Source organism: Pseudidiomarina aquimaris (assembly GCF_003987395.1).
In the GTDB taxonomy this organism is placed as follows: Bacteria; Pseudomonadota; Gammaproteobacteria; order Enterobacterales; family Alteromonadaceae; genus Pseudidiomarina; species Pseudidiomarina aquimaris.
In genome coordinates this window covers 366,123-389,735 of the sequence record NZ_PIPT01000001.1, presented here as the reverse complement: position 1 = coordinate 389,735, position 23,613 = coordinate 366,123, and the positions used below count along the sequence as shown (strand labels likewise).

Annotated in this window: 21 protein-coding genes; 12 read left to right on the top strand and 9 right to left on the bottom strand. The window is 50.3% G+C overall.

Annotation, left to right across the window (positions count from 1 at the left end):
• The first annotated feature begins 37 nt into the window (after window positions 1–37).
• From bioB to bioD, 4 genes are read left to right on the top strand one after another with little or no spacing between them, the layout of a single operon-like run.
• The gene (gene bioB, locus CWE21_RS01905; protein WP_126832605.1) at window positions 38–1,081 is read left to right on the top strand and encodes a biotin synthase BioB; all 1,044 of its coding nucleotides are present in this window, start codon (window positions 38–40) and stop codon (window positions 1,079–1,081) included.
• Window positions 1,082–1,120: 39 nt separating this feature from the next.
• Window positions 1,121–2,278, top strand: a complete 1,158-nt coding sequence (locus tag CWE21_RS01900; protein WP_157982718.1) for an aminotransferase class I/II-fold pyridoxal phosphate-dependent enzyme — start codon at window positions 1,121–1,123, stop codon at window positions 2,276–2,278.
• Window positions 2,275–3,084, top strand: coding sequence for a methyltransferase domain-containing protein (locus CWE21_RS01895; RefSeq protein WP_126832601.1), 810 nt, complete (start codon window positions 2,275–2,277; stop codon window positions 3,082–3,084). Before CWE21_RS01900 ends, CWE21_RS01895 begins: the two co-directional genes overlap by 4 nt.
• A complete protein-coding gene (bioD, locus tag CWE21_RS01890) occupies window positions 3,081–3,806 on the top strand; it encodes a dethiobiotin synthase (protein WP_126832599.1) in 726 nt (241 codons plus the stop codon). The genes CWE21_RS01895 and bioD overlap by 4 nt, the downstream gene beginning before the upstream one ends.
• Here bioD and pepE read toward each other — a convergent pair.
• The gene (gene pepE / locus CWE21_RS01885) at window positions 3,749–4,462 is read right to left on the bottom strand and encodes a dipeptidase PepE (protein WP_126832598.1); all 714 of its coding nucleotides are present in this window, start codon (window positions 4,460–4,462) and stop codon (window positions 3,749–3,751) included. The genes bioD and pepE overlap by 58 nt on opposite strands.
• A gap of 140 nt (window positions 4,463–4,602) precedes the next feature.
• Here pepE and htpX point away from each other — a divergent pair, with 140 nt between their 5' ends.
• Genes htpX through CWE21_RS01870 form a run of 3 tightly spaced genes read left to right on the top strand, consistent with a single transcriptional unit; the run spans window position 4,603 to window position 7,716 of the window.
• Entirely contained in the window at window positions 4,603–5,484 is an 882-nt protein-coding gene (htpX, locus tag CWE21_RS01880) for a protease HtpX (protein ID WP_126832596.1), read from the top strand.
• A 27-nt stretch (window positions 5,485–5,511) separates the two neighbouring features.
• On the top strand, window positions 5,512–6,870 hold the full coding sequence (locus tag CWE21_RS01875) for a class II 3-deoxy-7-phosphoheptulonate synthase (protein ID WP_126832594.1): 1,359 nt from the start codon (window positions 5,512–5,514) through the stop codon (window positions 6,868–6,870).
• A gap of 27 nt (window positions 6,871–6,897) precedes the next feature.
• Entirely contained in the window at window positions 6,898–7,716 is an 819-nt protein-coding gene (locus CWE21_RS01870) for a DUF1338 domain-containing protein (RefSeq protein ID WP_126832592.1), read from the top strand.
• A gap of 17 nt (window positions 7,717–7,733) precedes the next feature.
• Here CWE21_RS01870 and ppsR read toward each other — a convergent pair whose 3' ends face one another.
• Window positions 7,734–8,561: a posphoenolpyruvate synthetase regulatory kinase/phosphorylase PpsR gene (gene ppsR, locus CWE21_RS01865; RefSeq protein WP_126832590.1), complete on the bottom strand. Its 828-nt coding sequence runs from the start codon at window positions 8,559–8,561 to the stop codon at window positions 7,734–7,736.
• 106 nt (window positions 8,562–8,667) lie between these two features.
• Here ppsR and ppsA point away from each other — a divergent pair, with 106 nt between their 5' ends.
• Together ppsA and ydiJ are read left to right on the top strand one after the other, a co-directional pair.
• Window positions 8,668–11,046 (top strand): phosphoenolpyruvate synthase, encoded by a 2,379-nt coding sequence (ppsA, locus tag CWE21_RS01860; RefSeq protein WP_276567296.1) that lies wholly within the window; start codon window positions 8,668–8,670, stop codon window positions 11,044–11,046.
• Between the two features lie 37 nt (window positions 11,047–11,083).
• Entirely contained in the window at window positions 11,084–14,164 is a 3,081-nt protein-coding gene (gene ydiJ, locus CWE21_RS01855) for a D-2-hydroxyglutarate dehydrogenase YdiJ (protein ID WP_420821117.1), read from the top strand.
• 2 nt (window positions 14,165–14,166) lie between these two features.
• On the opposite strand, the gene CWE21_RS01850 is transcribed toward ydiJ, so the two are convergent.
• The gene (locus CWE21_RS01850; protein WP_126832588.1) at window positions 14,167–15,219 is read right to left on the bottom strand and encodes a Glu/Leu/Phe/Val dehydrogenase dimerization domain-containing protein; all 1,053 of its coding nucleotides are present in this window, start codon (window positions 15,217–15,219) and stop codon (window positions 14,167–14,169) included.
• Between the two features lie 200 nt (window positions 15,220–15,419).
• Here CWE21_RS01850 and CWE21_RS01845 point away from each other — a divergent pair, with 200 nt between their 5' ends.
• Window positions 15,420–15,842: a DUF4826 family protein gene (locus CWE21_RS01845; protein ID WP_126832586.1), complete on the top strand. Its 423-nt coding sequence runs from the start codon at window positions 15,420–15,422 to the stop codon at window positions 15,840–15,842.
• Window positions 15,843–15,883: 41 nt separating this feature from the next.
• Here the strand turns inward: CWE21_RS01845 and CWE21_RS01840 are convergent, their stop codons facing one another.
• The 5 genes from CWE21_RS01840 to CWE21_RS01820 are packed head-to-tail and all read right to left on the bottom strand — an operon-like array spanning window position 15,884 to window position 20,844.
• The gene (locus CWE21_RS01840) at window positions 15,884–17,029 is read right to left on the bottom strand and encodes a cupin domain-containing protein (protein ID WP_126832584.1); all 1,146 of its coding nucleotides are present in this window, start codon (window positions 17,027–17,029) and stop codon (window positions 15,884–15,886) included.
• A gap of 4 nt (window positions 17,030–17,033) precedes the next feature.
• Window positions 17,034–18,407 (bottom strand): adenylosuccinate lyase, encoded by a 1,374-nt coding sequence (purB, locus tag CWE21_RS01835; protein WP_126832582.1) that lies wholly within the window; start codon window positions 18,405–18,407, stop codon window positions 17,034–17,036.
• Window positions 18,404–19,057 carry a high frequency lysogenization protein HflD gene (hflD, locus tag CWE21_RS01830; protein ID WP_126832580.1) on the bottom strand — a complete coding sequence of 218 codons (654 nt, stop codon included), beginning with the start codon at window positions 19,055–19,057 and terminating at the stop codon, window positions 18,404–18,406. Before hflD ends, purB begins: the two co-directional genes overlap by 4 nt.
• The gene (gene mnmA / locus CWE21_RS01825; RefSeq protein WP_126832578.1) at window positions 19,054–20,169 is read right to left on the bottom strand and encodes a tRNA 2-thiouridine(34) synthase MnmA; all 1,116 of its coding nucleotides are present in this window, start codon (window positions 20,167–20,169) and stop codon (window positions 19,054–19,056) included. The genes hflD and mnmA overlap by 4 nt, the downstream gene beginning before the upstream one ends.
• A 33-nt stretch (window positions 20,170–20,202) precedes the next feature.
• Window positions 20,203–20,844 (bottom strand): pseudouridine synthase, encoded by a 642-nt coding sequence (locus CWE21_RS01820; protein WP_126832577.1) that lies wholly within the window; start codon window positions 20,842–20,844, stop codon window positions 20,203–20,205.
• A gap of 78 nt (window positions 20,845–20,922) precedes the next feature.
• Between CWE21_RS01820 and CWE21_RS01815 the strand changes: the two genes are divergently transcribed.
• Together CWE21_RS01815 and CWE21_RS01810 are read left to right on the top strand one after the other, a co-directional pair.
• The gene (locus tag CWE21_RS01815) at window positions 20,923–21,714 is read left to right on the top strand and encodes a DUF2189 domain-containing protein (RefSeq protein WP_126832575.1); all 792 of its coding nucleotides are present in this window, start codon (window positions 20,923–20,925) and stop codon (window positions 21,712–21,714) included.
• 8 nt (window positions 21,715–21,722) lie between these two features.
• Entirely contained in the window at window positions 21,723–22,643 is a 921-nt protein-coding gene (locus tag CWE21_RS01810) for a glucosaminidase domain-containing protein (protein ID WP_126832573.1), read from the top strand.
• On the opposite strand, the gene ttcA is transcribed toward CWE21_RS01810, so the two are convergent.
• Complete coding sequence (ttcA, locus tag CWE21_RS01805; RefSeq protein WP_126832571.1) at window positions 22,615–23,565, bottom strand: tRNA 2-thiocytidine(32) synthetase TtcA; 951 nt, start codon at window positions 23,563–23,565, stop codon at window positions 22,615–22,617. The genes CWE21_RS01810 and ttcA overlap by 29 nt on opposite strands.
• Between the last annotated feature and the right edge of the window lie 48 nt (window positions 23,566–23,613).

The following is a 23,613-nucleotide window of genomic DNA, read 5'->3' as shown; positions in this document are numbered from 1 at the left end:
TGCCGTAAAAGCTCGACTGAACAATTGGGATAGACCGATGACAACCGCTAATTTACGCCATGACTGGCAACGGGAAGAAATTGAAGCGCTGTTTGCGCTACCAATGAATGATTTGTTATTCAAAGCGCAACAAGTCCATCGACAACATTTTGACAGTAACAAAGTACAAGTCAGTACTTTGTTGTCTATCAAGACCGGTGCTTGTCCCGAAGATTGTAAATACTGTCCGCAAAGTGCGCATTATCACACTGGCGTCGATCGTGAACGCTTAATGGCCGTCGAGAAGGTATTGCGTGAAGCGGAAGCAGCAAAAGCCCAGGGCGCCAGTCGTTTTTGTATGGGTGCGGCCTGGCGTAACCCGAAAGATCGCGATATGCCTTACGTCATCGAAATGATCAAAGGCGTGAAAGAATTAGGCCTCGAAACCTGCATGACGTTAGGCATGTTATCAGCAGAGCAGGCACAGGCGTTGCAGCAAGCGGGCCTCGACTATTACAACCATAATCTTGATACCTCACCAGAGTTTTACGGCGAGATTATTAGTACGCGAACCTACCATGACCGTCTGCAGACCTTGAGCAATGTGCGAGATGCTGGGATGAAAGTTTGCGCTGGTGGTATTGTCGGTATGGGCGAAAGCCGCGCCGATCGCGCCGGACTGTTGCAGCAGCTAGCTAACTTGCCAAAACACCCTGAAAGTGTACCGGTGAATATGCTGGTAAAAGTAAAGGGAACGCCATTTGCCGAGCTCGATGACCTCGATCCCTTTGAATTCGTCCGCACCATCGCCGTCGCGCGGATCCTAATGCCAACCTCTTTTGTCCGTCTAAGCGCGGGCCGCGAAACAATGAGCGATGAGTTGCAGGCCATGTGTTTCTTTGCTGGCGCAAATTCGATTTTTTATGGCGAACGACTGCTTACCACACCTAATCCTGAGGCTGATAAGGATCAGTTGCTGTTTCAGCGTTTAGGTATCGAGCCGTTACAGCATGATGGCTACAGTGACGATGTACACGAAGCGGTTATTGAAGATGCGCTGCAAGAACAAGCGCAGCCAGTGCGTTATTACGAAGTAAATTAGCAGCGCAAGTCGATGCCGTTAGAGTCTGTGAGAAGGGCAATGGCACAGCAGCTCGAGCAACGGGCTGCGCAGCAGCGTAAGCGCAACTTACAAGTCGTTGTACCGCTCACGAGCCGAGAGATTGCCGTAGCTGGCAACCGCTATCTAAACTTTTCAAGTAACGATTATTTAGGCCTAAGCCAGCATCCTAAGGTGCTGGGGAGTTACGCCGCGTCGCGGTCAATAGGGGCGCGCGCGTCAACTTTGGTTACCGGCTACAGCGATGCACACGCCAACCTTTGTGGAGTACTCGCTGAGGTGCTTGAACGCCCGAGCGTACTGTTATTTAGTTCGGCGTTTGCCGCCAATGTAGGCGCGTTAGGAACGCTCGGCCCGCTGTATTCGGAACTCTATCTTGATCGTTTAGCGCATGCGTCTCTATTGCAAGGAGCGTTGCAAGGCGCGCGCCAAACCGGCTACCGTTGGCGCCGTTTTCAACATAACGACCTGCGTACTGCGCAAAAGTGGACCGCGGCTCATAACGACAGTTGTTTGGTGGTAAGTGAGTCCATTTTTAGTATGGATGGCGATGTGCTGCCGCAGGACGCGCTTGCTGGGCTCTTGAGTCATGTAAAAAATGCAGACGTTATGATCGATGATGCACACGGTTTTGGTGTTTGTGGCAGTGACGGTCGTGGGGTTGCTGAACAGTTCTCGGTTGCTGAGGTGGGCTTGCTAAGTTTGGCTTTTGGCAAGGCGTGCGGCGTGGCGGGTGGTGCCATCGCCACTGATGAATGGAGCGCTGATTACCTGATCAACTTTTGCCCTGAGCTGATCTATTCAACCGCGATGCCGCCCGCGCAGGCGGCAGCAATTCAGGCAGCAGTTGAGATCATTACTTCAGCTGAAGGTCAGCATTTACGCGAGAAACTTGCCGTAAATGTCGCTTATTTCCACGAACTTTGTCGCTCCGCACAGCTCCCAGTGTCGACTTCAGAACACGCGATTCAGACCCTGCAGGTGGGTGCGGACGCTAAGGCACTGCAATTGAGTGAAACTTTGCGTAATGCTGGTATTTGGTGCAGCGCTATTCGGCCTCCGACAGTACCAGAAAACACCGCACGTTTGCGCATCACACTAACGGCAGCGCATAACGATGACGACATACGTCAATTGGTCGCAGCGCTTGCAGCAGGCTTTGAGGACGTCAACTTGTGATTGATTACGAAAAACAGCTCTACGATAAACAAAGGGTTGCCCAGTATTTCGGTCGTGCGGCTGACTCGTACGTCAACAACGATCGGCTGCAACGCGGAATTGCCGAACACTTAATACGGCGCCTTCGGCCGCTGAGTGGGGCAACGCAATGCGTGCTGGATGTGGGTTGTGGTCCCGCACATCATCACAGCGCCCTAAAGCAGTTCGCTGACTACTACGTGGGTATCGATCTAGCGCCCGCAATGTTGCAAAAAGCAAAGTCAGAAGACGTACAGCCAAAAAGCCTTATTGTTGCTGATATGGAGAATTTACCGCTGGCCGCTGCCAGCGTTGACATCTTGTTTAGCAATTTGGCGATGCAATGGGGCAACGATTTAGCAGCGTTGCTTGCTGAGTGGGACCGCGTGCTGGCGCCTGCCGGGCAAATTGCTGCGTCAACCGTACTCGCAGGCTCATTGCAGCCGCTTGGCGACTGTTTTGCAGCGCTAGATGGCCGACCTCATACCAATCAATGGCCTGATTTTGCTCGTTTCGCGGCGCAAGTACAAACGTTGCCTTGGCAGGTTCAGTGCGAGCAACATCATATTGTGCAGGAGTTTCCTTCGGTCGAGGCGATGCTGCGGGAACTGAAAGGGGTCGGGGCAAACTATACCGCACGGGCCACTGTTGGCTTGCTCAGTCGAACGCGCTATAAAAAATTGCAGGAAGCCTTAGAAGAACACCGAAATAGCAAAGGGATGCTCGAACTTAATTGGGTGATCGGCACCATTCATGGCGTTAAGCCAATAGAGGAAAGTGAAATATGACTTGCGTATTTGTCACTGGAACTGATACCGATGCAGGTAAGACGTTGGTAAGCAGTGCACTACTGGAACGGCTTGGTGAGGGCGGTTTCCGTACCCTTGCAATGAAACCGGTCGCCGCTGGCGCGGTAAAGACGGAACTCGGCATGCGCAACAATGACGCCTTACAGCTGGAGTTGGCAATGAGTTGTCGAGGCGTTAGCTATGAGCAGGTCAACCCAGTTTGTTTAGCAGCCCCAGTGGCCCCCCATTTAGCTGCGGTCGATGAAGGTATATCGCTCACGGTTACTGGGCTACATAAGGCCTATCAACAGCTGAGTGAGCATGACCAAGACTTAATGTTGGTTGAGGGGGCGGGCGGTTGGCTAGTGCCGCTCAATGATCAGGAAACCCTCGCTGACTTGGCGTCAGAACTGCAAGCCCATGTGGTGTTAGTGGTGAACATGAAGCTGGGCTGCTTAAACCACGCCTTGTTGACCGCAGCGGATATTGAGCGCCGCGGCCTTAACTTAGTCGGCTGGGTAGCTAATCAAGCGCAAGCCGAGACGATGGCGCTGGCTGAAGAGAATCAAGTGTGGTTGGAACACTATTTTTCCGCCCATCACAAGGCTCCGTTATTGGCCAGCATTCCATTTCAACAGCAAGCGGATGCGAAGCGTGTGGCAGACTATTTCGCTGAAAGCCATGCACTGATGTCCGTATTACAGGGTAACGCCGACTTCTGACCCTTTTTGAAAACACAGCCATCGCTTGCTCCGAGCAGAGTCATGGTCTCGCCATCGACTTTCAATGCGGTACCTTCACGAATAGCGAGAATCGGCGTGTTCGGCTCAATCGCCATAAATTCAGCTAAGCGTTGGTCACGGGTTTCGCCATGAAAACCCGGTGGCTGATAATCGCTGTAATGCGGATTAAGCTGAAACGGAACGAGCGCGAGTGCATCGAATGATGGCGGTTGTACAATCGGCATATCATTGGTGGTTCGAATCGTTAGTCCGGCGATATTCGAGCCAGCACTCCAACCGATGTAGGGCACACCTGTAGCGACAGCAGCGCGGATAGGCTCGATTAAATCGAGTTGTTGCAGTTGTGCCAGCAAGTGGAAAGTGTTGCCACCACCGACCAAGATCGCCGCTGCGTTCGCGATAGCCGCTTGTGGGTCGGCTTCATTATGCAAACCTTTTACTTGATAACCATGTGGAACCAGTGCCTCAGCCACTTTCGCAGTGTAATCGTCGTAACTCATGCCCACGCCCGCATACGGCACAAACATAAGCGTACAGGGGTTCGGTAGGCGTTCTTGCAAATGTGGAATTACCGGTTCGAGATAAGCACTATCGCCAGCTTTGGAACTGGAACAAAGCAGTAATTGTCGAGACATTCTAAAACCTTTTAAGCAGGAACAAAGAGGCGGCAAGAATAGCAAAAATTCACCGCCCGTGCGATTGAACTGAGTTACAATAAGCACCATATAAAAGTTGTTATCACTGCTGTCAGGGGAAACCCCTAGAGGATATAAAAATGAAACGCATCGTTTTGTTCTTAGCTACGAATTTAGCGATTTTATTGGTACTTAGCGTGGTCATGAGCATTGTGCTGCCCGCGTTTGGTGTTGATCCGTCGAGCTACGCAGGTCTATTAGTGTTTGCCGCAATATTTGGTTTCGGTGGCGCGTTCATTTCGTTAGCAATGTCCAAATGGCTCGCCAAGCGCAGCGTCGGAGCCCAGACGATCACGCGTCCGCGCAATAACAGTGAACAATGGTTGTTACAAACCGTTGCTCGGCAAGCGCAACAGGCGGGTATTCCTATGCCGGAGGTGGCGATTTATAACTCACCAGAACCCAATGCTTTTGCTACCGGTGCGAGTAAGAAAAGCTCCTTGGTGGCAGTAAGCACTGGACTGCTGCAAAACATGAATCAAGATGAAGTTGAAGCGGTGCTGGCGCACGAAGTGAGCCACATTGCCAATGGCGATATGGTGACCTTGACGCTGATTCAGGGCGTGGTAAATACCTTTGTAATTTTCTTTGCGCGGGTCATTGCAGGGATCATCGATAATGCCACTCGAAGTAACTCCTCAGACGGTCGCGGTCTTGGTGGGCTCGCTTATTTTGGTATTGTCATTGTTTTAGAGGTTGTGTTTGGAATTCTCGCAAGTATTATCGTTATGTGGTTCTCGCGTCAGCGTGAATACAGAGCCGACTTCGGTTCAGCGCAGCTGGTTGGCAAACATAAAATGATTGCCGCACTTAAGCGCCTGCAAAATGCCCACGAGTCACAACTTGATGGCAGCATGGTTGCCTTTGGTATCCAAAGTAAGCGGAGTAAGAGTGAACTCTTTATGAGTCACCCGCCGTTAGCTAAACGCATCGCTGCGCTTGAGCAACTATCGCAACGTTAATTATTAAATGAAGTAGAAAGGATCATCATGACAAACTGGAGTGCGCGTAGTTGGCGCGATAGACCGATCCAACAACAGCCGAATTACCCAGACCCCGCGCAGCTAAGCAACGTTGAACAACAATTAAAAATGTTCCCGCCGTTGGTTTTTGCCGAAGAAATTCGTGCGCTGAGACGGCAGTTAGGCCAAGTGAGTCAAGGGCAGGGATTTTTGTTGCAAGGCGGCGACTGTGCCGAGTCTTTCGCCGATTTTAATGCACCGAAAATTCGTGACACTTTTAAAGTGATTCTGCAAATGGCGATTGTTTTAACTTTCGCTGGCTCGTGTCCGGTCACTAAAGTGGCGCGTATGGCAGGGCAGTATGCAAAACCACGATCAAGTGATCTTGAGACCATCGATGGTGTGTCCTTACCTAGTTATCGTGGGGATATCATCAACGGTCCTGAATTTACTGAAGCGGCGCGCGTGCCAGACGCGCAACGGATGCTGCAAGCCTATCACCACTCGGCGGCAACGTTGAACTTGCTGCGCGCGTTCGCGCAAGGTGGCCTGGCCGATTTGCATAAAGTGCACAAGTGGAATATGAGTTTTGTCGCCGCAAACCCGCTTAAAGACAAGTATTTACAGGTGGCTGAGCAGATTCAGTCAGCGCTAAAGTTCATGGAAGTTGTGGGTATTACTGCAGATACTAACGCGACGATTCATGAAACGCAGCTATTTACCTCTCACGAGGCTTTGTTGCTACCCTACGAAGAAGCACTAACACGCACTGACACGCTAACCGGGCTACCGTACGACTGTTCGGCGCATATGGTGTGGATAGGCGAACGGACGCGCCAGTTGGATCATGCGCATATTGAGTTCATGCGTGGCATTCATAACCCAATTGGTGTTAAAATAGGTCCGACCACTAAACCTGATGACGTTATTGCGCTGTTAGATGCGTTGAACCCAGAAAACGAACCAGGTCGTATGACCTTTATTACGCGTATGGGCGCCGATAATCTAGCCGCTGCTTTGCCAGCAATTGTGCGCAAAGTAAAAAGCGAAGGTCGTCACGTGGTCTGGTCTAGCGACCCGATGCATGGCAACACGGTAAAAGCCGAAAATGGCTTGAAAACCCGTAATTTTGACGCCATACATCAGGAGTTACGCCAGTTCTTCGCAGTTCATCAAGCGGAAGGCACTTACCCAGGTGGCGTGCATTTAGAGATGACGGGCGAAGACGTAACTGAGTGTACCGGTGGTGCATATCAGATTAGTGAACAAGATTTGACGCAACGCTATCGTACGCAGTGCGATCCGCGTTTGAATGCCGACCAAGTTTTAGAACTAGCATTCTTGGTGGCAGATTCTCTCCGTGAGGCACGTCAAGGCCGCGGTTAACTGACATTTTCGAGGTTTTAGTAGTATATGTCACAACAGGTTGAGCAGTTTTTCGAGAACCTTTGGAACGATTACATCAAACTTACGCCGTCAGCAGCAAAAGTGCATGAGGTCTTAGGGCAGGGACGTGACATCATTAACGATCACGTTGCCTTTCGTACCTTTAACCAAGCGCCAGTGCGCTTAGAGACGCTCGCTAAGCACTTTGAAGCGATGGGTTACAAAGCTTGCGGTGATTATCATTTTGAAGCGAAGCGCCTCGTCGCGAAGCATTACGAGCATGAAGATCCGACGTTGCCGAAGATTTTCATCAGTGAATTGCTGGTTGAGGAGTTTTCGCCAGAGTTACAGAGCATCGTCAAAGAGTTGGTTGCCCAAATTGACCCAGCAGCCGTTGAGAAGCCAGAGTTCTTGTATTCAGGCAAGTATTGGCAGATCAGTAGTAACGACTATGAGCGTTTGCTCGAAGAAAGCGAGTATGCGGCGTGGATGGCGGCCTTTGGTTTCCGTGCCAACCACTTTACCGTGAATGTAAATCACTTGCCGGACTTCGAGTCACTCGAGCAAGTGAATGCAACGCTGAAAACAGCTGGCTTCCGTTTAAATACATCGGGTGGCGAAATCAAAGGCTCACCAGAGGTGTACCTCGAGCAGTCGTCAACGATGGCGGACCACGCTCCAGTGCGCTTTAGCGACATGGAGAAGGTGATCCCTAGCTGTTTCTATGAGTTTGCCAAACGCTACGAAATAGCGCCAAACAAACTCTATACTGGCTTTGTTGCTGCTTCGGCAGACAAAATCTTTGAAAGCACTGACGCACGCGCCAGTGCCGAACAAGATAACTAAGTTACCCACTCGTAACTTTAGTAGTGATGCCGCTCAAGATTCGTCTCAGCGAGGATCTTGGCGGCAATTTCCTCAACCGAGAAGCGTGTAGAATCCAAAAATGGAATCGCTTCACGTCGGTACATCTTTTCCACTTCTTGTAATTCAAAACGACACTGCTGCATCGATGCATAACGCGAGCCCTCACGTCGTTTACTGCGAATTTCGTGCAAACGCTGAGGTTCGAGCGTTAGACCAAAGATCTTGTGGCGATGCAGTTTTAAGGCTTTTGGCAACTGCAAGTTTTCCATATCGTCATCTTCAGTCAGTGGGTAATTTGCTGCTTTGATACCGTAATGGAGCGCCAAATAAAGACTTGTGGGTGTCTTACCCGTACGCGAAACACCCAACAGAATTATGTCGGCTTGATCATAATCGGCGATGTTACTGCCATCATCGTTGGCTAACGAATAGTTGACCGCTTCAATCCTACTGTCATAGCTATCACGAATGGAACCATTGTCTTGAATGCCGTGGGTTCGGTTGGTTTTCGGCTGGGCACTGATATTTAACTCGCGACTCAGTGGCTCGACAAAGTAATCAAGAAAATCAAAACAACTTCCCGTTGACCCAGTAATGATGCGTTTCAAATCCAAACTTACAAAAGTATGAAAGATAATAGGGCGCTCGCCGCTGGCCTCATGGGCCGCACTGATTTTGGCTACAGCTTGTTCGGCTTTTGCTTCGGAGTCGATAAAAGCGAGCGTTTTGTGTTCCACTTTGAGCGGGAACATCGACAACATCGCGCGTCCGAACGCCTCTGCAGTCAGCGCGGTACCGTCGGAAATATAGAAAATAGTTCGCATGAATGGTTTCTCAGGGTAGAAATGCTTGATGAATCTTAACCTTTTCGGCGCATGTGTGTAAAATGGTGAGCCATGCTTAAGCCCCCCCAACGACGAGGAACTTGACGTGCAACAAACGGTAACCGACTACGTACTTTGGTATGATCACTTAGGGATGAATGATGTAGGGCGCGTGGGAGGAAAAAACGCGTCGCTTGGCGAAATGATAAGTAACCTCGCTGGTGTGGGAGTTGATGTTCCCAATGGTTTTGCAACCACCGCTGAAGCCTTTAACGAATTCCTCGAGCAATCGGGCGTCAACGAGCGCATCCACAGTCTGCTCGATGATTTAGATACCGATGATGTAAAAGCCTTGGCGCAAGCGGGACAGCAAATCCGGCAATGGATCATCGACACGCCTTTTCAACCGGCCCTCGATCAGGCTATCCGTGATGCCTATGAGCAATTGAGCGGTGGTAACGACGAGATCAGTTTTGCAGTACGTAGCTCTGCAACCGCTGAAGACATGCCAGACGCTTCGTTTGCCGGCCAACAAGAAACGTTTCTTAACGTGCGCGGAATCGATGCCATTATGGAAGCGATTAAACATGTCTTCGCTTCATTATTTAATGATCGCGCCATCTCTTACCGTGTGCATCAAGGTTACGACCATCGCGGTGTCGCGTTATCGGCGGGTATTCAACGCATGGTACGCAGCGACATTGCCGCCTCTGGCGTGATGTTCACCATTGACACTGAATCAGGCTTCAACGACGTGGTATTTATCACTTCGAGCTTTGGTTTGGGCGAAATGGTCGTGCAGGGCGCAGTGAACCCAGATGAATTTTACGTCCACAAACCAACGTTGAAAGCTGACAAGCCAGCAGTGTTGCGTCGTAATCTGGGTAGCAAGAAAATCCAGATGGTGTACTCAGATAGCCCTGAGCATGGCAAGCAAACCTCAATTATCGATATTCCAGCAGCACAAGGTGCAACCTTCTCCATCACCGACGCCGAGGTCGAAGCATTGGCGCGCCAAGCGGTGATTATTGAACAACATTATGGTCGTCCGATGGATATCGAATGGGCCAAAGACGGTATCGACGGTAAGCTCTATATCGTGCAAGCCCGCCCTGAAACCGTGCAGTCGAACAAAAATAGCCAATCGGTAGAGCGTTTTAGCCTTTCGCAAAAGAGTGAACTGGTCGCCAGCGGCCGCGCCATCGGTCAGCGCATCGGTGCTGGTGTTGCCCGCGTTCTGAATGATATTTCCGAAATGGACCAAGTGCAGCCCGGTGATGTGCTGGTTACCGACATGACCGATCCTGATTGGGAACCGATCATGAAACGTGCTGCCGCGATCGTTACCAACCGCGGTGGCCGTACCTGCCACGCGGCAATCATTGCGCGTGAATTGGGAATTCCTGCGGTGGTCGGTTGTGGTGATGCCACCGACCTGATCAAAAACGGTCAAGCCGTCACAGTTTCTTGTGCTGAAGGTGATACCGGTTATATCTATGACGGCGAGTTGGCCTTTGATGTCAGCCGTTCAGATATCGGCGATATGCCGAATTTGCCATTAAAAATTATGATGAACGTCGGTAACCCAGACCGCGCCTTTGATTTTGCCGGTCTGCCGCACGCGGGTGTCGGTTTAGCGCGACTCGAGTTCATTATCAACCGCATGATCGGTGTGCATCCAAAAGCCTTGTTGAACTTCGACCAACAAAGCGATGAGTTGAAGGAGCAAATTAACGCCTTCATCGCCGGTTATGAATCGCCGCGCGAGTACTACGTCACAAAACTTACCGAAGGTATCGCGACGCTGGGTGCGGCATTCTCTCCGGAGCGCGTTATTGTGCGGATGTCCGACTTCAAATCGAATGAATATGCCAACTTGCTCGGTGGCCGTCAGTACGAGCCGCACGAAGAGAACCCGATGCTTGGCTTCCGCGGCGCGTCACGCTACATCTCTGAAGAGTTCCGTGACTGTTTTGCAATGGAATGTGAAGCCATCAAGCGTGTCCGTAACGATATGGGCTTGACCAATGTCGAGATCATGATTCCATTCGTACGTACCCTTGAAGAAGGTCGTAAAGTCATTGAATTACTGGCGGAGCAGGGGCTGGTGCAGGGCGAAAATGGTCTGCGTGTCATCATGATGTGTGAATTACCATCGAATGCACTGCTGGCAGATCAATTCTTGGACATTTTCGATGGCTTCTCAATCGGCTCTAACGATCTGACCCAGTTAACCTTGGGTCTTGATCGTGACTCTGGGGTGATCGCACACCTGTTTGACGAACGTAATGAAGCTGTCAAAGCGATGCTCGCCATGGCAATTCAAGCAGCCAAGAAGAAGGGCAAGTATGTCGGTATCTGTGGGCAAGGCCCATCGGACCACGCAGACTTCGCCCAGTGGCTCGTAGAACAAGGTATCGACTCCGTCTCGTTGAATCCAGACACCGTCGTTGACACTTGGCTCTACCTCGCAAAACAAGGCTAGGCTTGGCTCGAACAGCAAACAACGAACAACGAAAGAGGTGATTCACTTGGCAAATCCTGAAGTAGGCGAATTGACGGCACTTGATAGTTATCCGGCCACCGAGCCTCTGTACCGTCGCTACGTATTTGCTTTAGAGCAAGCAGGATTTGCCGGTGACATCGACGATAGTTACGCCGGACGTTTGATTGCGGCAACCGATAACAGTGTTTATCAGCAACTGCCGCAGGTTGTTATCTATCCGCGTAACCGCAGCGACTTGCAGCTGGCATTGCAACTTGGCCAAGAAACCGATTATCAATCCCTAAGTTTTAGCCCTCGCGGCGGTGGCACAGGGACCAACGGTCAGAGCCTTAGCAATGGCATTATTGTCGACTTAAGTCGCTACTTCACCAATATCCATGAGAGCAGTGCGGAGCAGGGCTGGGTGCGTTGCCAAACGGGCGTGGTCAAGGACGCATTGAACGACGCCGTACGCGAGTATGGTTGGTTTTTCTCGCCCGATCTTTCGACCAGTAACCGTGCCACGATCGGTGGCATGATCAACACTGACGCTTCGGGTCAGGGCTCATTGGTTTACGGTAAAACCAGCGATCATTTACTGGAGCTTGAAGCGGTATTGATCAATGGCGAAGTGATCAAAACTCAGCCCGTAACGGTAACTGAAGCAGAAAGTATTGCTGCAGGCGAAAGTCTAGAGGCCGGACTTTATCGCCAGGCGTTAGCCAGCTGTGTTGGTAAACGTGCAGCCATTGAAGCGAAATTCCCACCGTTGAATCGATTTCTGACCGGCTATGACCTCAAGCATTGTTACGATCCCGAGCAGCAAACGATCGATTTATCGCGCTTGCTCGCTGGTTCGGAAGGAACGCTTGCTTTTATTACTGAAGCCAAACTCAATCTAACGCCAATTCCGCGCTGCAAGGTGCTCGTGAATATCTCCTATCGCGATTTTGATGCAGCGTTGCGGCATGCGCCGGTATTGGTCAAGGCCCAAGCGACCTCGGTGGAAACCATCGATAGCACGGTATTGGATCTTGCACGCAACGATATTATTTGGCATCAAGTTGCGGAATTCGTTGCCGAAGGTAAAGCCGGCGAAACGATGGCTGGGATCAACATGGTCGAGTATACCGCTGTTGAGGCTGCTGAATTAGAAGATAAACTCGCCGCACTGTTGGAGACACTTGATAACGAATTAGCCGGTGGTCCTGCAACACATGGGGTTGTGGGTTATAAGGTGTGCCGCGACAGCGCGAGCATTCAAACAGTCTATGCGATGCGTAAGAAGTCAGTGGGTTTACTTGGCGCCGTAAAAGGTGAACGTAAGCCAATCGCCTTTGCCGAGGATACCGCGGTACCACCGGACTCGCTCGCTGATTTTATTGTCGAATTTAGGCAATTACTGGATGCACACGACCTCCATTACGGAATGTTTGGGCATGTCGACGCTGGCGTTCTTCACGTACGCCCAGCGCTCGACATGAAACAGCCGGAAGATGAAACCTTATTACGCAAAATCAGCGACCAAGTTGCCGCTCTGACGGCTAAATACGGGGGCTTGATGTGGGGCGAGCACGGTAAAGGCTACCGTTCGGAATACGCCCCGCAGTTTTTCGGTGACGAGCTTTACCCAGAAATTCAAAAGGTCAAAGCCGCATTCGACCCAGACAATCGTCTCAATCCGGGTAAATTAGCGACACCTTATGGTCACCCAACGGCAACATTGGTCTCCGTCGATGCCCGTAAGCGTGGCTTTTTTGATCGGCAAATTCCGCTCAATGTGCGCGATGAATATGCAGCGGCGATGAACTGTAACGGCAATGGCTTGTGTTTCAACTATGCGCCTGAATCTCCCATGTGCCCTTCGTTCAAAGCGACCGGTGATCGCCGTATGTCGCCGAAAGGCCGGGCAACCCTGATCCGCGAGTGGCTGCGCTTAAACAGTGAGCAGGGGCTTGATATCAGCCAAAAGCCAGCATCACGCTGGGAACTATTCAAAGAGAAGAAACCACGCTACTCACGCGACTTTAACCATCAGGTGAAAGCTTCTATGGACGCTTGCCTAGCTTGTAAGGCTTGTGCGAGCCAATGCCCAGTGAAAGTTGATGTACCGTCGTTTAGGTCGAAATTCCTAGCCTGGTATTATCAATTGTATCGCCGTCCACAACGTGACTATTTGGTGGCAAGCATTGAACGCACCGCACCGCTGATGGCCAAACTTCCACGACTGTTTAATAGCCTAACGCACAATTCCGTGAGTCAATGGCTCATGACGAAGACGCTTGGCTATGTGGATACACCGAAGCTATCGGTGCCTAGTCTTCAGCAGCGTTGGCGCAGCCAAAAAAATTGGTTGAAGGGCGGTAGCGAGAAGCTTCTGGGTTTACCGAGCGAGGCACGCCAAAAGACAATTGTTATCGTGCAAGATCCGTTCACGAGCTTTTACCAAGCCGAAGTCGTTGAGGCGCTCGCTGAAGTTATCGAAAAGCTTGGCTATCAACCTTATTTGCTAGACTTTATCGGTAACGGCAAGGCGCAGCATGTGAAAGGCTTTTTAGAACAGTTCAAACGCACTGCAACGCGGGTAACGCACGAACTAAATAAGTTAGCACAAGCCGATTTTCAATTGGTTGGCGTTGATGCCTCAACTGTCCTTTGTCTGCGCGATGAATACCACGATTATGCAGAAGTACCTGTCAACTTCGAAGTAGAACTACCACAGGAGTGGTTGGCGAAGGTGATGCCTAAAGCTGAGTCTGAAGCGCATGGCGAGTCAGCTGAGTTGTTTTTACACTGTACAGAGCAAACGGCTGTTCCGCAGAGTGCAAAGCTATGGCAACAGGTGTTGCAGCGCGTTGGTGTAAAAGCTCAAGCCGTTGCCACTGGCTGCTGTGGTATGGCGGGGACCTATGGTCACGAAGCTGACCAGCAAACGTCGAGTCGAAAACTATTTGAGTTGAGTTGGCGTCAACCGCTTGCCGAAAGTCAGCAACCTCTACTCACAGGGTTTTCGTGCCGTTGTCAGGCGGGGCGCTTTAATCAACAAGCGGGTGCAGATACGAAAAAGCTGCAGCAGGTGCAACACCCACTACAGCTTTTGGCCGAGCGCTTAAATTAAATTTAAGCGCTTTGTTTGGCTGCTTTTGCCTTAGCAATCACTTCACGCGCCAGCTCGTCAGCAATTTCGCCAGTAGGGCGTTGTTCAGCTGTTGAACGGGTGAAGATGGTATCCAAGGTGTTATAGATGTCACGCACACGCTTGTCGGTTTCTTCACGGCTCATTTGTGCTGCTTCACTACAAACGTGAATTACGCCACCGGCATTGATCACATAGTCAGGGGCGTAAAGAATGCCCATGTCCATGACTTTCTTGTCATGAGCAGGTGTCGCGAGCTGATTATTGGCACTACCCGCAATAATCTTCGCTTTGATTTGTTGTAAGGTAGCATCGTTGACCGTTGCACCCAGTGCACATGGCGCGTAAACATCAACGTCAAGGCCATAGATATCATCAAGACCGACCACCGTTGCGCCAAGTTCTTGTTCCGCGCGCTGGCAGGCTTCTTCATTAATATCAGTGACCCAAAGTTGCGCGCCTTCTTTGGCACAATACGCAGCAAAGTCGTAGCCGACTGCCCCTAAACCTTGTACGGCAATTTTGATCCCGTTGAGGTCGTCAGAGCCAAACTTATGCTTCGCCGCTGCTTTTAAGCCTAAATAGGTGCCGAGGGCTGTGTGGGGTGATGGATCACCCGCTTTACCTTCAGTACCCGCTACGTGAGAGGTTTCTTCAGCAACGATAGCGATATCACTGGTGCGAATATTAACGTCTTCAGCAGTGATATAACGGCCGCTTAATGATTCAACGAAACGTCCATAGGCACGGAATAACTCTGGCGATTTGATGGTCTTGGCATCGCCGATGATGACTGCTTTACCGCCACCAAGAGGGAGGCCGGCGAGGGCGCTTTTATAGGTCATACCGCGTGATAAACGTAACACATCCGTCAGCGCTTCACTTGAATTAGCGTAGTTCCATAAACGGGTACCACCTAATGACGGACCCAAGGTCGTGTCGTGAATGGCAATAATGGCCTTAAGACCGGTTTCCTTATCATGACAAAACACGACTTGCTCGTGTTGGTCGAACTCTTGATGCTCAAATAGAGACATGAGTGATGTTTCCTCGTTCATCCCAAAATTGCGCGCACATTAGCATTTTCAATTTGTCTGCGCTAGTGAATCCGAGAAAATAATACGTTTACGTCAACGTAAACCATTGCAAGCTAAGTTTACAGTAATTCGCACTTTGCCAGCCTGCACTTTCGAGTTAGTATTGAGGCACTGTAATTAAGAAAGGAAGTAGTACACCAATGGCGGAACAACAACAGCCTCAAATGACCGATGAAGAAGCATCTACGTGGGTGCGCGAGCAATTTCAAGCGGCCAATAAGTATCTTGCCGAGAACGGTATTATCACCGATCGTGTGTTAACCAAAGAGTCACGTTACTTGGTTCCTTACGTAGCGGTGTGGAAATTCACCACGCAAGACAAAAAAGAACTATGGCTCGTAAATGGTGATGTGCCGACCGATGTCGTCGGGGCGAAAGCAGCGAAAGACGCGCGTGAAGCACTGCGTCATATCGCCTTGCAATGGCAACTCAAAGCACAGTCAATTATTGATGATCCGAAAGCGCAACAAGATGACGAGCAGATCAAATACGCACAGTATCTGATCAGTCGTGCCGAAGGTATTCATGATGCCGTGCAAACCGAGAGTTTGTGGCAGCAATAACTATTATTAGCAACGAGCTGGTCGACAGCTAACCATTAAAGTTAGCTGTCATTCTCTTCCGAAATCTCGCGTACTAAATACAACACACCTTGCTGAATTAAATCGACGAGGCATTCACACGCTTGGCTATCAGCCAGTAAATCCGATTGCGTTGCTAGCAATTGTTCACCGCGCAGTTCAAGCAATTGTTTTGCTGCGTCAGCTGATAAGGCGGGCAGAGCTTCACCGTTGGCATAAAGTTCACCGTTAGGGCTGCGGACAATTCGAGCGCCGGGTGTACGGCCGATCAGCATATCCGTAGCAGCGTAACTCAACAGTTCGGTCACGCTCAGGGTGTCTTCAGCTCCAGCTAGTGGGCGCTTCGATTGCGACATTACGCGCGCGATAGCATCGGCACCTTCTGGCGTTTGCAATTGTTGCACCAGTAGGTTGCGTACTTGCTCAAGCTCGGTTTCCTGCAGTTGATACGATGGAGTCTGAGCGTTTAACTGCGGATCTTGGTAGCGTGGAAAAGGCAGTTCTGAGGCGAGAAATTGATCGGCTATCTGTGCCATCCATTCAGCGCTGTTGGGTGCCCGAAAGCCAACTGAATAATTAATACTCGGCTCGAGAGCTATGCCATGGTGCGGGCATCCAGCTGGAATGTACAGCACATCGCCAGGCTCCAGCACCGCATCAATAACCGCATCGAATTGGCTATCTTTAAGTTGTTTGAGATCAGGATGTGGGCAATACTCCGCAAGGTTTGCACTGCGTTCACCCACGCGCCAGTGACGGCGTCCACCACCTTGGATGATAAACACATCGTATTGGTCGAGATGAGCGCCTACACCACCATTTTCAGTGGCAAAACTGACCATAATGTCATCGACACGCCAGTCCGGTAGAAAGCGAAACGCACTCAACAGCTCTTGGACTTCGGGAAACCATTCATTCACCGCTTGCACTAACAAGGTCCAATCGCTCTCACCAAAGCGCTCATAGTCCTCAAACGGACCATGTTCGACATCCCATTGTTCGCCAACTTGCCGGATAATTCGGGCATCGACCGCTTCTTCCATGGCTAAGCCTGCGAGTAACTCAGGTTCGATCAAGTCGGCAAACTGAGCAAAACCGTTACGAATAAGTAACGGTTTTTTCTGCCAATGATCGGCGAGGAAAGCGCTAGAGTTGAGTTGTAATTGCATCAGCTTAAGCTAGGTCATCGACAAATTGTACAGCGCGACCAATGTACGACGCTGGGGTCAATAGCTTCAATTCAGCTTTAACCGTTTCTGGTAGTTCTAAGCTATCGATGAAGTCAGCCATCGCCGCTTGATTAACCCGCTTACCGCGAGTGAGTTCTTTCAATTTCTCGTATGGTTTTTCAATACCGTAACGGCGCATCACCGTTTGAATTGGCTCGGCGAGCAACTCCCAGTTTTGGTCGAGTTCGCGCATCAAGTTATCGGCGTTGACTTCGAGTTTGCTGATACCTTTTAAAGTCGCTTGATAAGCGATGAGGGCATAAGCAAAACCAACACCAAGGTTACGTAGCACGGTTGAATCGGTCAGATCGCGCTGCCAACGGCTAATCGGGAGTTTACTGGCCAAATGTTGCATGATGGCATTAGCAATACCGAGGTTACCTTCAGAGTTTTCGAAGTCGATCGGGTTAACTTTGTGAGGCATGGTCGATGAACCTACCTCACCTTCGATGGTGCGCTGTTTGAAGTGATTCAAAGCGATATAGCCCCAAACATCACGGTTAAAGTCGATCACGATAGTGTTAAAACGAGCGACCGCATCATAAAGCTCGGCAATGTAATCGTGCGGTTCAATCTGCGTGGTGTAAGCATTCCAAGTCAGACCTAAAGAGGTAACAAATTCTTCCGCTACTTGATGCCAGTTCACGTTAGGGTAGGCTGCCAAATGTGCATTGTAGTTACCTACGGCGCCATTGATCTTACCTAGCAAAGGTACGGCGTTGATTTGCTCTAACTGGCGTTCAAGGCGCACATAAACGTTGGCCATCTCTTTACCAAGTGTGGTTGGCGTCGCCGGCTGACCGTGGGTGCGTGCCATCATTGGCACTGCTTTGTTGGCGATAGCGAGCTGTTTAATCGCAGCGCTGAGCTGTTGCATGGTTGGCAACATTACGTCTGTTAACGCTTCCCGCAGCATTAGCGCGTGCGAGAGGTTATTAATGTCTTCAGAAGTACAGGCAAAGTGAATAAACTCGGTCACTGCGTGCAACTCTGGTACCTCAGCAACACGCTCTTTAAGGAAATATTCGACTGCTTTGACGTCGTGATTGGTGGTTGCTTCAATTGCTTTGACGCGTTCGGCGTCCGCTTCGTTGAAGTTTGCAATCAGCGCTTCTAGAAATTCATTCGCTTGCGCTGAGAAAGCCGGAACTTCGCTGATCTCATTTACTTTTGCGAGTTGTTGCAACCAACGTACTTCGACGATGACACGCTGGCGGATCAGGCCATACTCACTAAACATCGGGCGCAGGGCGGCAGCTTTAGTGCCATAACGGCCATCAACGGGAGAAAGTGCTGTCAAAGCAGATAATTGGGTCATGTCGAAGACTCCGAGTTAGGTCGATTTGGATTATCAATACGAATGAGGTCAAGTGCGGTCGCCACCATGCGCCGCCGTGAAAAAATAAAATGTCGTCGTTTACCGCCCACTTGGCGCCATAAAATGGCACTGCGAATTGCTGCTAATAGCAAGGCACGAATTTGGTTTTGTACATTCTTCTGCTGCAGTAACGCAGGCTTGCCATGAATTTGCAGAGGTCGCCCCAAAGGCGAAATAAAGTCGCTGTAGGCTCCCGCCATGCCAGTAATGATCGTTTCTTGTTCAAATTGGAATTGCTGTTGTTGCCGCTGCAATTGTTGAATGCGTTGGCCAAGGTCGGCAACGGCTCTAGTGCTGCGTTCGAAACGACGGGCGAGGGCAAGTACACCGACCATATAACGGGTAATTTCGACGTCTTTATTTCGCGTGGCGCCGATTTGCGCGAGCAATACCTTGAGCCCAAAGTTTAAATTGCCCGCATCACCATAAATTGCCGCAAAGCTCTCGGGGTCTTGTTCTAGGACACTTTGTAGCAGTGCGTCGCGCTCGAATTCTTCCGTCAGTTGACCATGCCGCGCTAGCTGCTTTACCGCCGCACAGGCTTGCGCAATTGCGGCTAAAGCGAGCACGCGCTGTTGCCAATCGTTCACAGTAAAACCTCATGATCCGCAATACGCGACTCAATAATGCCGCCACCAAGGCAAACCTCGTCAAGATAGAAAACGGCGGATTGCCCGGGCGTTACTGCAGCAACCGGCTCAGCAAATTCGACTTGGACCTTACCGTCAGCGAGCACTTTCAACTCACATGGAATATCTTGTTGGCGATAGCGTGTTTTCACCACGCAGGAAAGCTTATCTTGCGGGCCTACACGGTCGACCCAGTGCAATTGTCCGGCGATCAACCCCTTCGAGAACAGACGTGGATGATGTTTACCTTGCGCCACCACCAGTACGTTGCGCTCAACATCTTTATCTACGACATACCACGGCTCGTCGCCAGCATTAGCCAGCCCACCGATGTGCAAGCCCTTGCGTTGCCCAAGGGTGTGGTACATCAAGCCTTCATGCTCACCTAAGACGTCGCCGTCGACGTTCTCGATGGCACCTGGGCGCGCGGGTAAGTAGGTTTGTAAAAAGTCTTTAAACTTGCGCTCGCCAATAAAACAAATCCCTGTAGAGTCCTTTTTATCTGCGGTGACGAGGCCTTGCTCTTCAGCGATTCTGCGCACTTCAGGCTTCTCTAGTTCGCCCACAGGGAAGAGTGTTTGTGCCACGTGCTCATGAGACAAAGTATAAAGAAAGTAGCTTTGGTCTTTATTGTTATCGAGACCGCGCAAGAGTTGGAACTTGCCGTTGTGTTCGCGGCGACGCACATAATGGCCGGTGGCAATATAGTCTGCACCTAAGGCCTCGGCTGCGAACTCAAGAAAGGCTTTAAATTTAATTTCTTTGTTGCACATGATATCGGGATTTGGCGTTCGCCCCGCCCGATATTCCTCAAGGAAGTACTCGAACACATTGTCCCAATACTCGGCGGCAAAGTTAACGGTATGTAGTTCGATACCTAATTTCTCGCACACAGCCTCGGCATCGGCAAGGTCAGTCGCAGCGGCGCAGTATTCGTCAGTATCGTCTTCTTCCCAGTTCTTCATGAACAGGCCTTCAACTTGGTAACCTTGCTGTAGCAATAGGTAGGCTGATACCGAAGAATCAACACCACCCGACATACCGACAATAACTTTTTTATCTGCGTTCGCCATAACTACCTTTACTCCAAAAAATTCGCGCGAATTCTACCACACTGGCGGTACTTCGCGCCACTGACCAGGCCGTAAACCTGCCAAGCGCCACGGGCCTATTGCCGCGCGAATTAAGCGCAAGGTAGGATGACCAATTGCTGCCGTCATTCGCCGAACTTGGCGGTTACGCCCTTCGCGAATGGTGAGGCATAACCATTGATCTGGTACGGATTTACGTTCCCGAATCGGCGGGTTACGTGGCCACAGGTTAGCGGGCTCATCCATGCGTATCACTTCGGCCGGCAAGGTCATACCATCGTTCAACTCAACACCATCGGCGAGTTGCTGCAGAACTTCATCGCTGGGGATACCTTCGACTTGCACCCAATAGGTTTTCGGAAGTTTATGTTTTGGATGACTAATTTTGTGCTGCAACGAACCATCATTGGTCAACAACAGCAGGCCCTCACTGTCTTTATCGAGTCTTCCTGCTGGGTAGACATCGTTAAATGGAATGTAAGGTTTTAATGTGGCTTCATCGTCCGACCCCGAAAATTGCGTCAAAACCCCGTAGGGTTTGTTGAACAAAACTAATTTAGGGTTCGCTGGCCGTGCCTGTCCTGACTGCACTGTGGCAGTACTACGGCGGCTTTTTCGACGAAAGGGGCGTGCCCCGGGAGTGCTTTTCTTTGGCATAGACTTATCAGTGTCGCTTAGAATAATGGTAGAATACGAATTAGGTCGCAAATGATAAGTATAAAGGAAAAAGTGCGCATGCAGGACTCTAAACCGAACGAACCGCAAAAACAGTCAACGCAAACCGACAATTTTGCTGCCGCATTACGCGGAGAAGTTCCTTTGGCTGTTGGTGATGTGATACAGCGTAGCTGGGATATAACTTTACGAGCGCTACCCATGATGCTGCTTGGCGTTGCGGTGTTGATCATCGTAAGTGGCGTTGTTTCCGGCATTGCCGAGTCCTTTTTTCCGGTGGATGCAGAGCAGCCTGACCCGCGCAACTTAATGTTACAGCAATTCTTGAGTGTCATCTTCGTGGCACCCTTTACCGCGATCGTAACGCTGATGGGTTTAAAGAACGCGCGCGATACCAAACCCGGACTGGAGTGCTTTGCGGAAGCTCTGCGCCATTTACCCCAAGTACTAGCCATCACATTTATTATGAGCTTCGCGGTCATGTTGTTGGCTGAACTGTTCTTTTTGATTTTTGGCGAGGGCGCTGTAGCCTCGGCATTGGTTTTGGTTACTGCGATTTATTTTCAGTTTGCTTTCTTACTGGCCATTCCATTGGTCCTAGAGCGTGGACTAAAAGTAACGCGGGCAATCCTAGCCTCGTTCTTGGTCATGAATAAGAAAATGTTCACCGTGCTAGGCATCTATGTGGTGCTTTTTGTGATTATCTTTATCAGTGCACTGCCACTCTTTTTAGGTTTGATTTTTACCTTTCCAATGAGCTTTAACGTGGTAGGGGTCATCTATAATCGTCTTATCGGCGTACCTAATGGCAGCATCGAAATTGAGAAACAGCCCGACGAGGCTCAGCTTTAGGAGACTAAATGTTACGCTTTGGATTATTTATGCTTGCATTATTAGCTGTTGCCGCAGCAGTTGTGGCACCGACAGCACTGCACCTTGCCAATCCGTATCGCCTGTATGACAACGTGGTTCCGGCGCGAGATATTGCGGTGGAAGCTCCGCGTATCACCGCATTGCCGGATTTTTCGCAGTATCAACAAACCGCAGACAAAAAGCAGGCTTTTTTTGGCTTTTTAGCGCCGTTAGTAACAGCGGAAAATGCCCGTATTGAAGAACAACGAAAAGGTTTACAAGCATTACATACAAAGTGGCGTTTTAATCCGAATTCACTGACCCGCGAGCAACACAGCTGGCTTGAATATCTTGCTAAGCAGTACCGTGTGGATTTCAGCTTAGCAAACGTAAAAGAAGCACAAGAGACCTTTGCGTTACTCAAGCGCCGCGTCGATGTGGTGCCCGAAACGCTCGTTTTGGTACAGGCCGCTAATGAGTCTGCATGGGGAACCTCGCGGTTTGCGCTGGATGCCTTAAATTTATTTGGCCAATGGTGCTTCACTGAAGGCTGTGGTCTAGTACCCGAAGCGCGGGGCGCTGAGGCCTCCCATGAAGTACGGAAATTCGCTTCGGTGAATGAGTCGATTGCAAGCTACATGCGGAACTTGAATACCCATCCTGCTTATTTTGAGTTACGTAGTTTGCGTAGTGAGCAGCGGCGGCAGGGGCGTGATATTCGCGCACTTGACCTCACCCCTGGCTTGCTAAGCTACTCGGAGCGCGGCGAGGCTTATGTGGAAGAGTTGAATGCGATGATTCGCGTCAATCGTCCGTTGATCTTAACCGCCCTTGCTGATCCGATGAATGAAGAGGGGCCCGTTGCCGAGCCCGGCTTTAGTGGTGACAGCGAAGAGCAAGCTACGCGTTCAAATTCCGCACCTGAATAACACCGAGGCGGTCGTTCTGTGCCGCTTCGTCGTCCTCTTCGTCACGGTAATTTAGAAAATCACTCGGTACACTGTGGTCAAAAGCAGTGTCGCCGAGTTCATTGGTGACGCCATCAGCGGCAATGGTTTTGAAGTCAAACAATTGATTGTCAGCAAGGTGCGAGGGCACAACGTTTTGCATTGCGGTGAACATGCTCTCAATGCGCCCCGGATATTGTCGATCCCATTGACGCAACATCTCTTTAATGACTTTACGTTGTAAGTTTTCTTGCGAACCACAAAGGTTACACGGAATGATAGGGAATTGTTGGTACTCTGCGTAACGCTCGATATCCTTCTCACGCACATAGGCGAGCGGTCGAATGACGACGTGCTCGCCATTATCGCTTACCAGCTTGGCTGGCATCGATTTCATTTTGCCCCCGTAGAACATATTCAGCATCAAGGTCTCAACCATATCGTCACGATGATGTCCTAAGGCGATTTTAGTTGCACCAAGTTCTTTCGCCACACGATAAAGAATACCGCGGCGCAAACGCGAACAGAGCGAGCAGGTGGTTTTACCTGCAGGGATCTTTTCTTTGACGATACTATAGGTGTCTTCTTCAATGATGCGGTAGTCGACACCTTCTTGCTCGAGGTAAGCTGGAAGAATATGTTCTGGGAAGCCGGGCTGCTTCTGGTCAAGATTCACCGCCACGATAGAAAATTGAATTGGGGCAATTTTCTGCAGGAAACGCAAAATCGCGAGCAGGGTATAGCTATCTTTGCCGCCAGATAAGCACACCATGACTTTGTCACCATCTTCAATCATGTTGAAGTCTTCGATTGCCCGCCCGACATGGCGGCGCAAGCGTTTTTCAAGCTTGTTGAAGTTGTAACGTTGTTTTTTGTCGCTGTCGCTTAAAGCTGCAGAACTCATAAACCTTCCCACTTAATCGAACAAATAATGCGCGATGCGCGCTAAAAA

Excerpts from the sequence above, each read along its gene's own strand:
- bioB (WP_126832605.1), top strand. The coding sequence starts at position 38 with ATGACAACCGCTAATTTACGCCATGACTGGCAACGGGAAGAAATTGAA.
- CWE21_RS01900 (WP_157982718.1), top strand. The coding sequence starts at position 1,121 with ATGGCACAGCAGCTCGAGCAACGGGCTGCGCAGCAGCGTAAGCGCAAC.
- bioD (WP_126832599.1), top strand. The coding sequence starts at position 3,081 with ATGACTTGCGTATTTGTCACTGGAACTGATACCGATGCAGGTAAGACG.
- pepE (WP_126832598.1), bottom strand. The coding sequence starts at position 4,462 with ATGTCTCGACAATTACTGCTTTGTTCCAGTTCCAAAGCTGGCGATAGT.
- htpX (WP_126832596.1), top strand. The coding sequence starts at position 4,603 with ATGAAACGCATCGTTTTGTTCTTAGCTACGAATTTAGCGATTTTATTG.
- CWE21_RS01875 (WP_126832594.1), top strand. The coding sequence starts at position 5,512 with ATGACAAACTGGAGTGCGCGTAGTTGGCGCGATAGACCGATCCAACAA.
- CWE21_RS01870 (WP_126832592.1), top strand. The coding sequence starts at position 6,898 with ATGTCACAACAGGTTGAGCAGTTTTTCGAGAACCTTTGGAACGATTAC.
- ppsR (WP_126832590.1), bottom strand. The coding sequence starts at position 8,561 with ATGCGAACTATTTTCTATATTTCCGACGGTACCGCGCTGACTGCAGAG.
- CWE21_RS01850 (WP_126832588.1), bottom strand. The coding sequence starts at position 15,219 with ATGTCTCTATTTGAGCATCAAGAGTTCGACCAACACGAGCAAGTCGTG.
- CWE21_RS01845 (WP_126832586.1), top strand. The coding sequence starts at position 15,420 with ATGGCGGAACAACAACAGCCTCAAATGACCGATGAAGAAGCATCTACG.
- CWE21_RS01840 (WP_126832584.1), bottom strand. The coding sequence starts at position 17,029 with ATGCAATTACAACTCAACTCTAGCGCTTTCCTCGCCGATCATTGGCAG.
- purB (WP_126832582.1), bottom strand. The coding sequence starts at position 18,407 with ATGACCCAATTATCTGCTTTGACAGCACTTTCTCCCGTTGATGGCCGT.
- mnmA (WP_126832578.1), bottom strand. The coding sequence starts at position 20,169 with ATGGCGAACGCAGATAAAAAAGTTATTGTCGGTATGTCGGGTGGTGTT.
- CWE21_RS01820 (WP_126832577.1), bottom strand. The coding sequence starts at position 20,844 with ATGCCAAAGAAAAGCACTCCCGGGGCACGCCCCTTTCGTCGAAAAAGC.
- CWE21_RS01815 (WP_126832575.1), top strand. The coding sequence starts at position 20,923 with ATGCAGGACTCTAAACCGAACGAACCGCAAAAACAGTCAACGCAAACC.
- CWE21_RS01810 (WP_126832573.1), top strand. The coding sequence starts at position 21,723 with ATGTTACGCTTTGGATTATTTATGCTTGCATTATTAGCTGTTGCCGCA.
- ttcA (WP_126832571.1), bottom strand. The coding sequence starts at position 23,565 with ATGAGTTCTGCAGCTTTAAGCGACAGCGACAAAAAACAACGTTACAAC.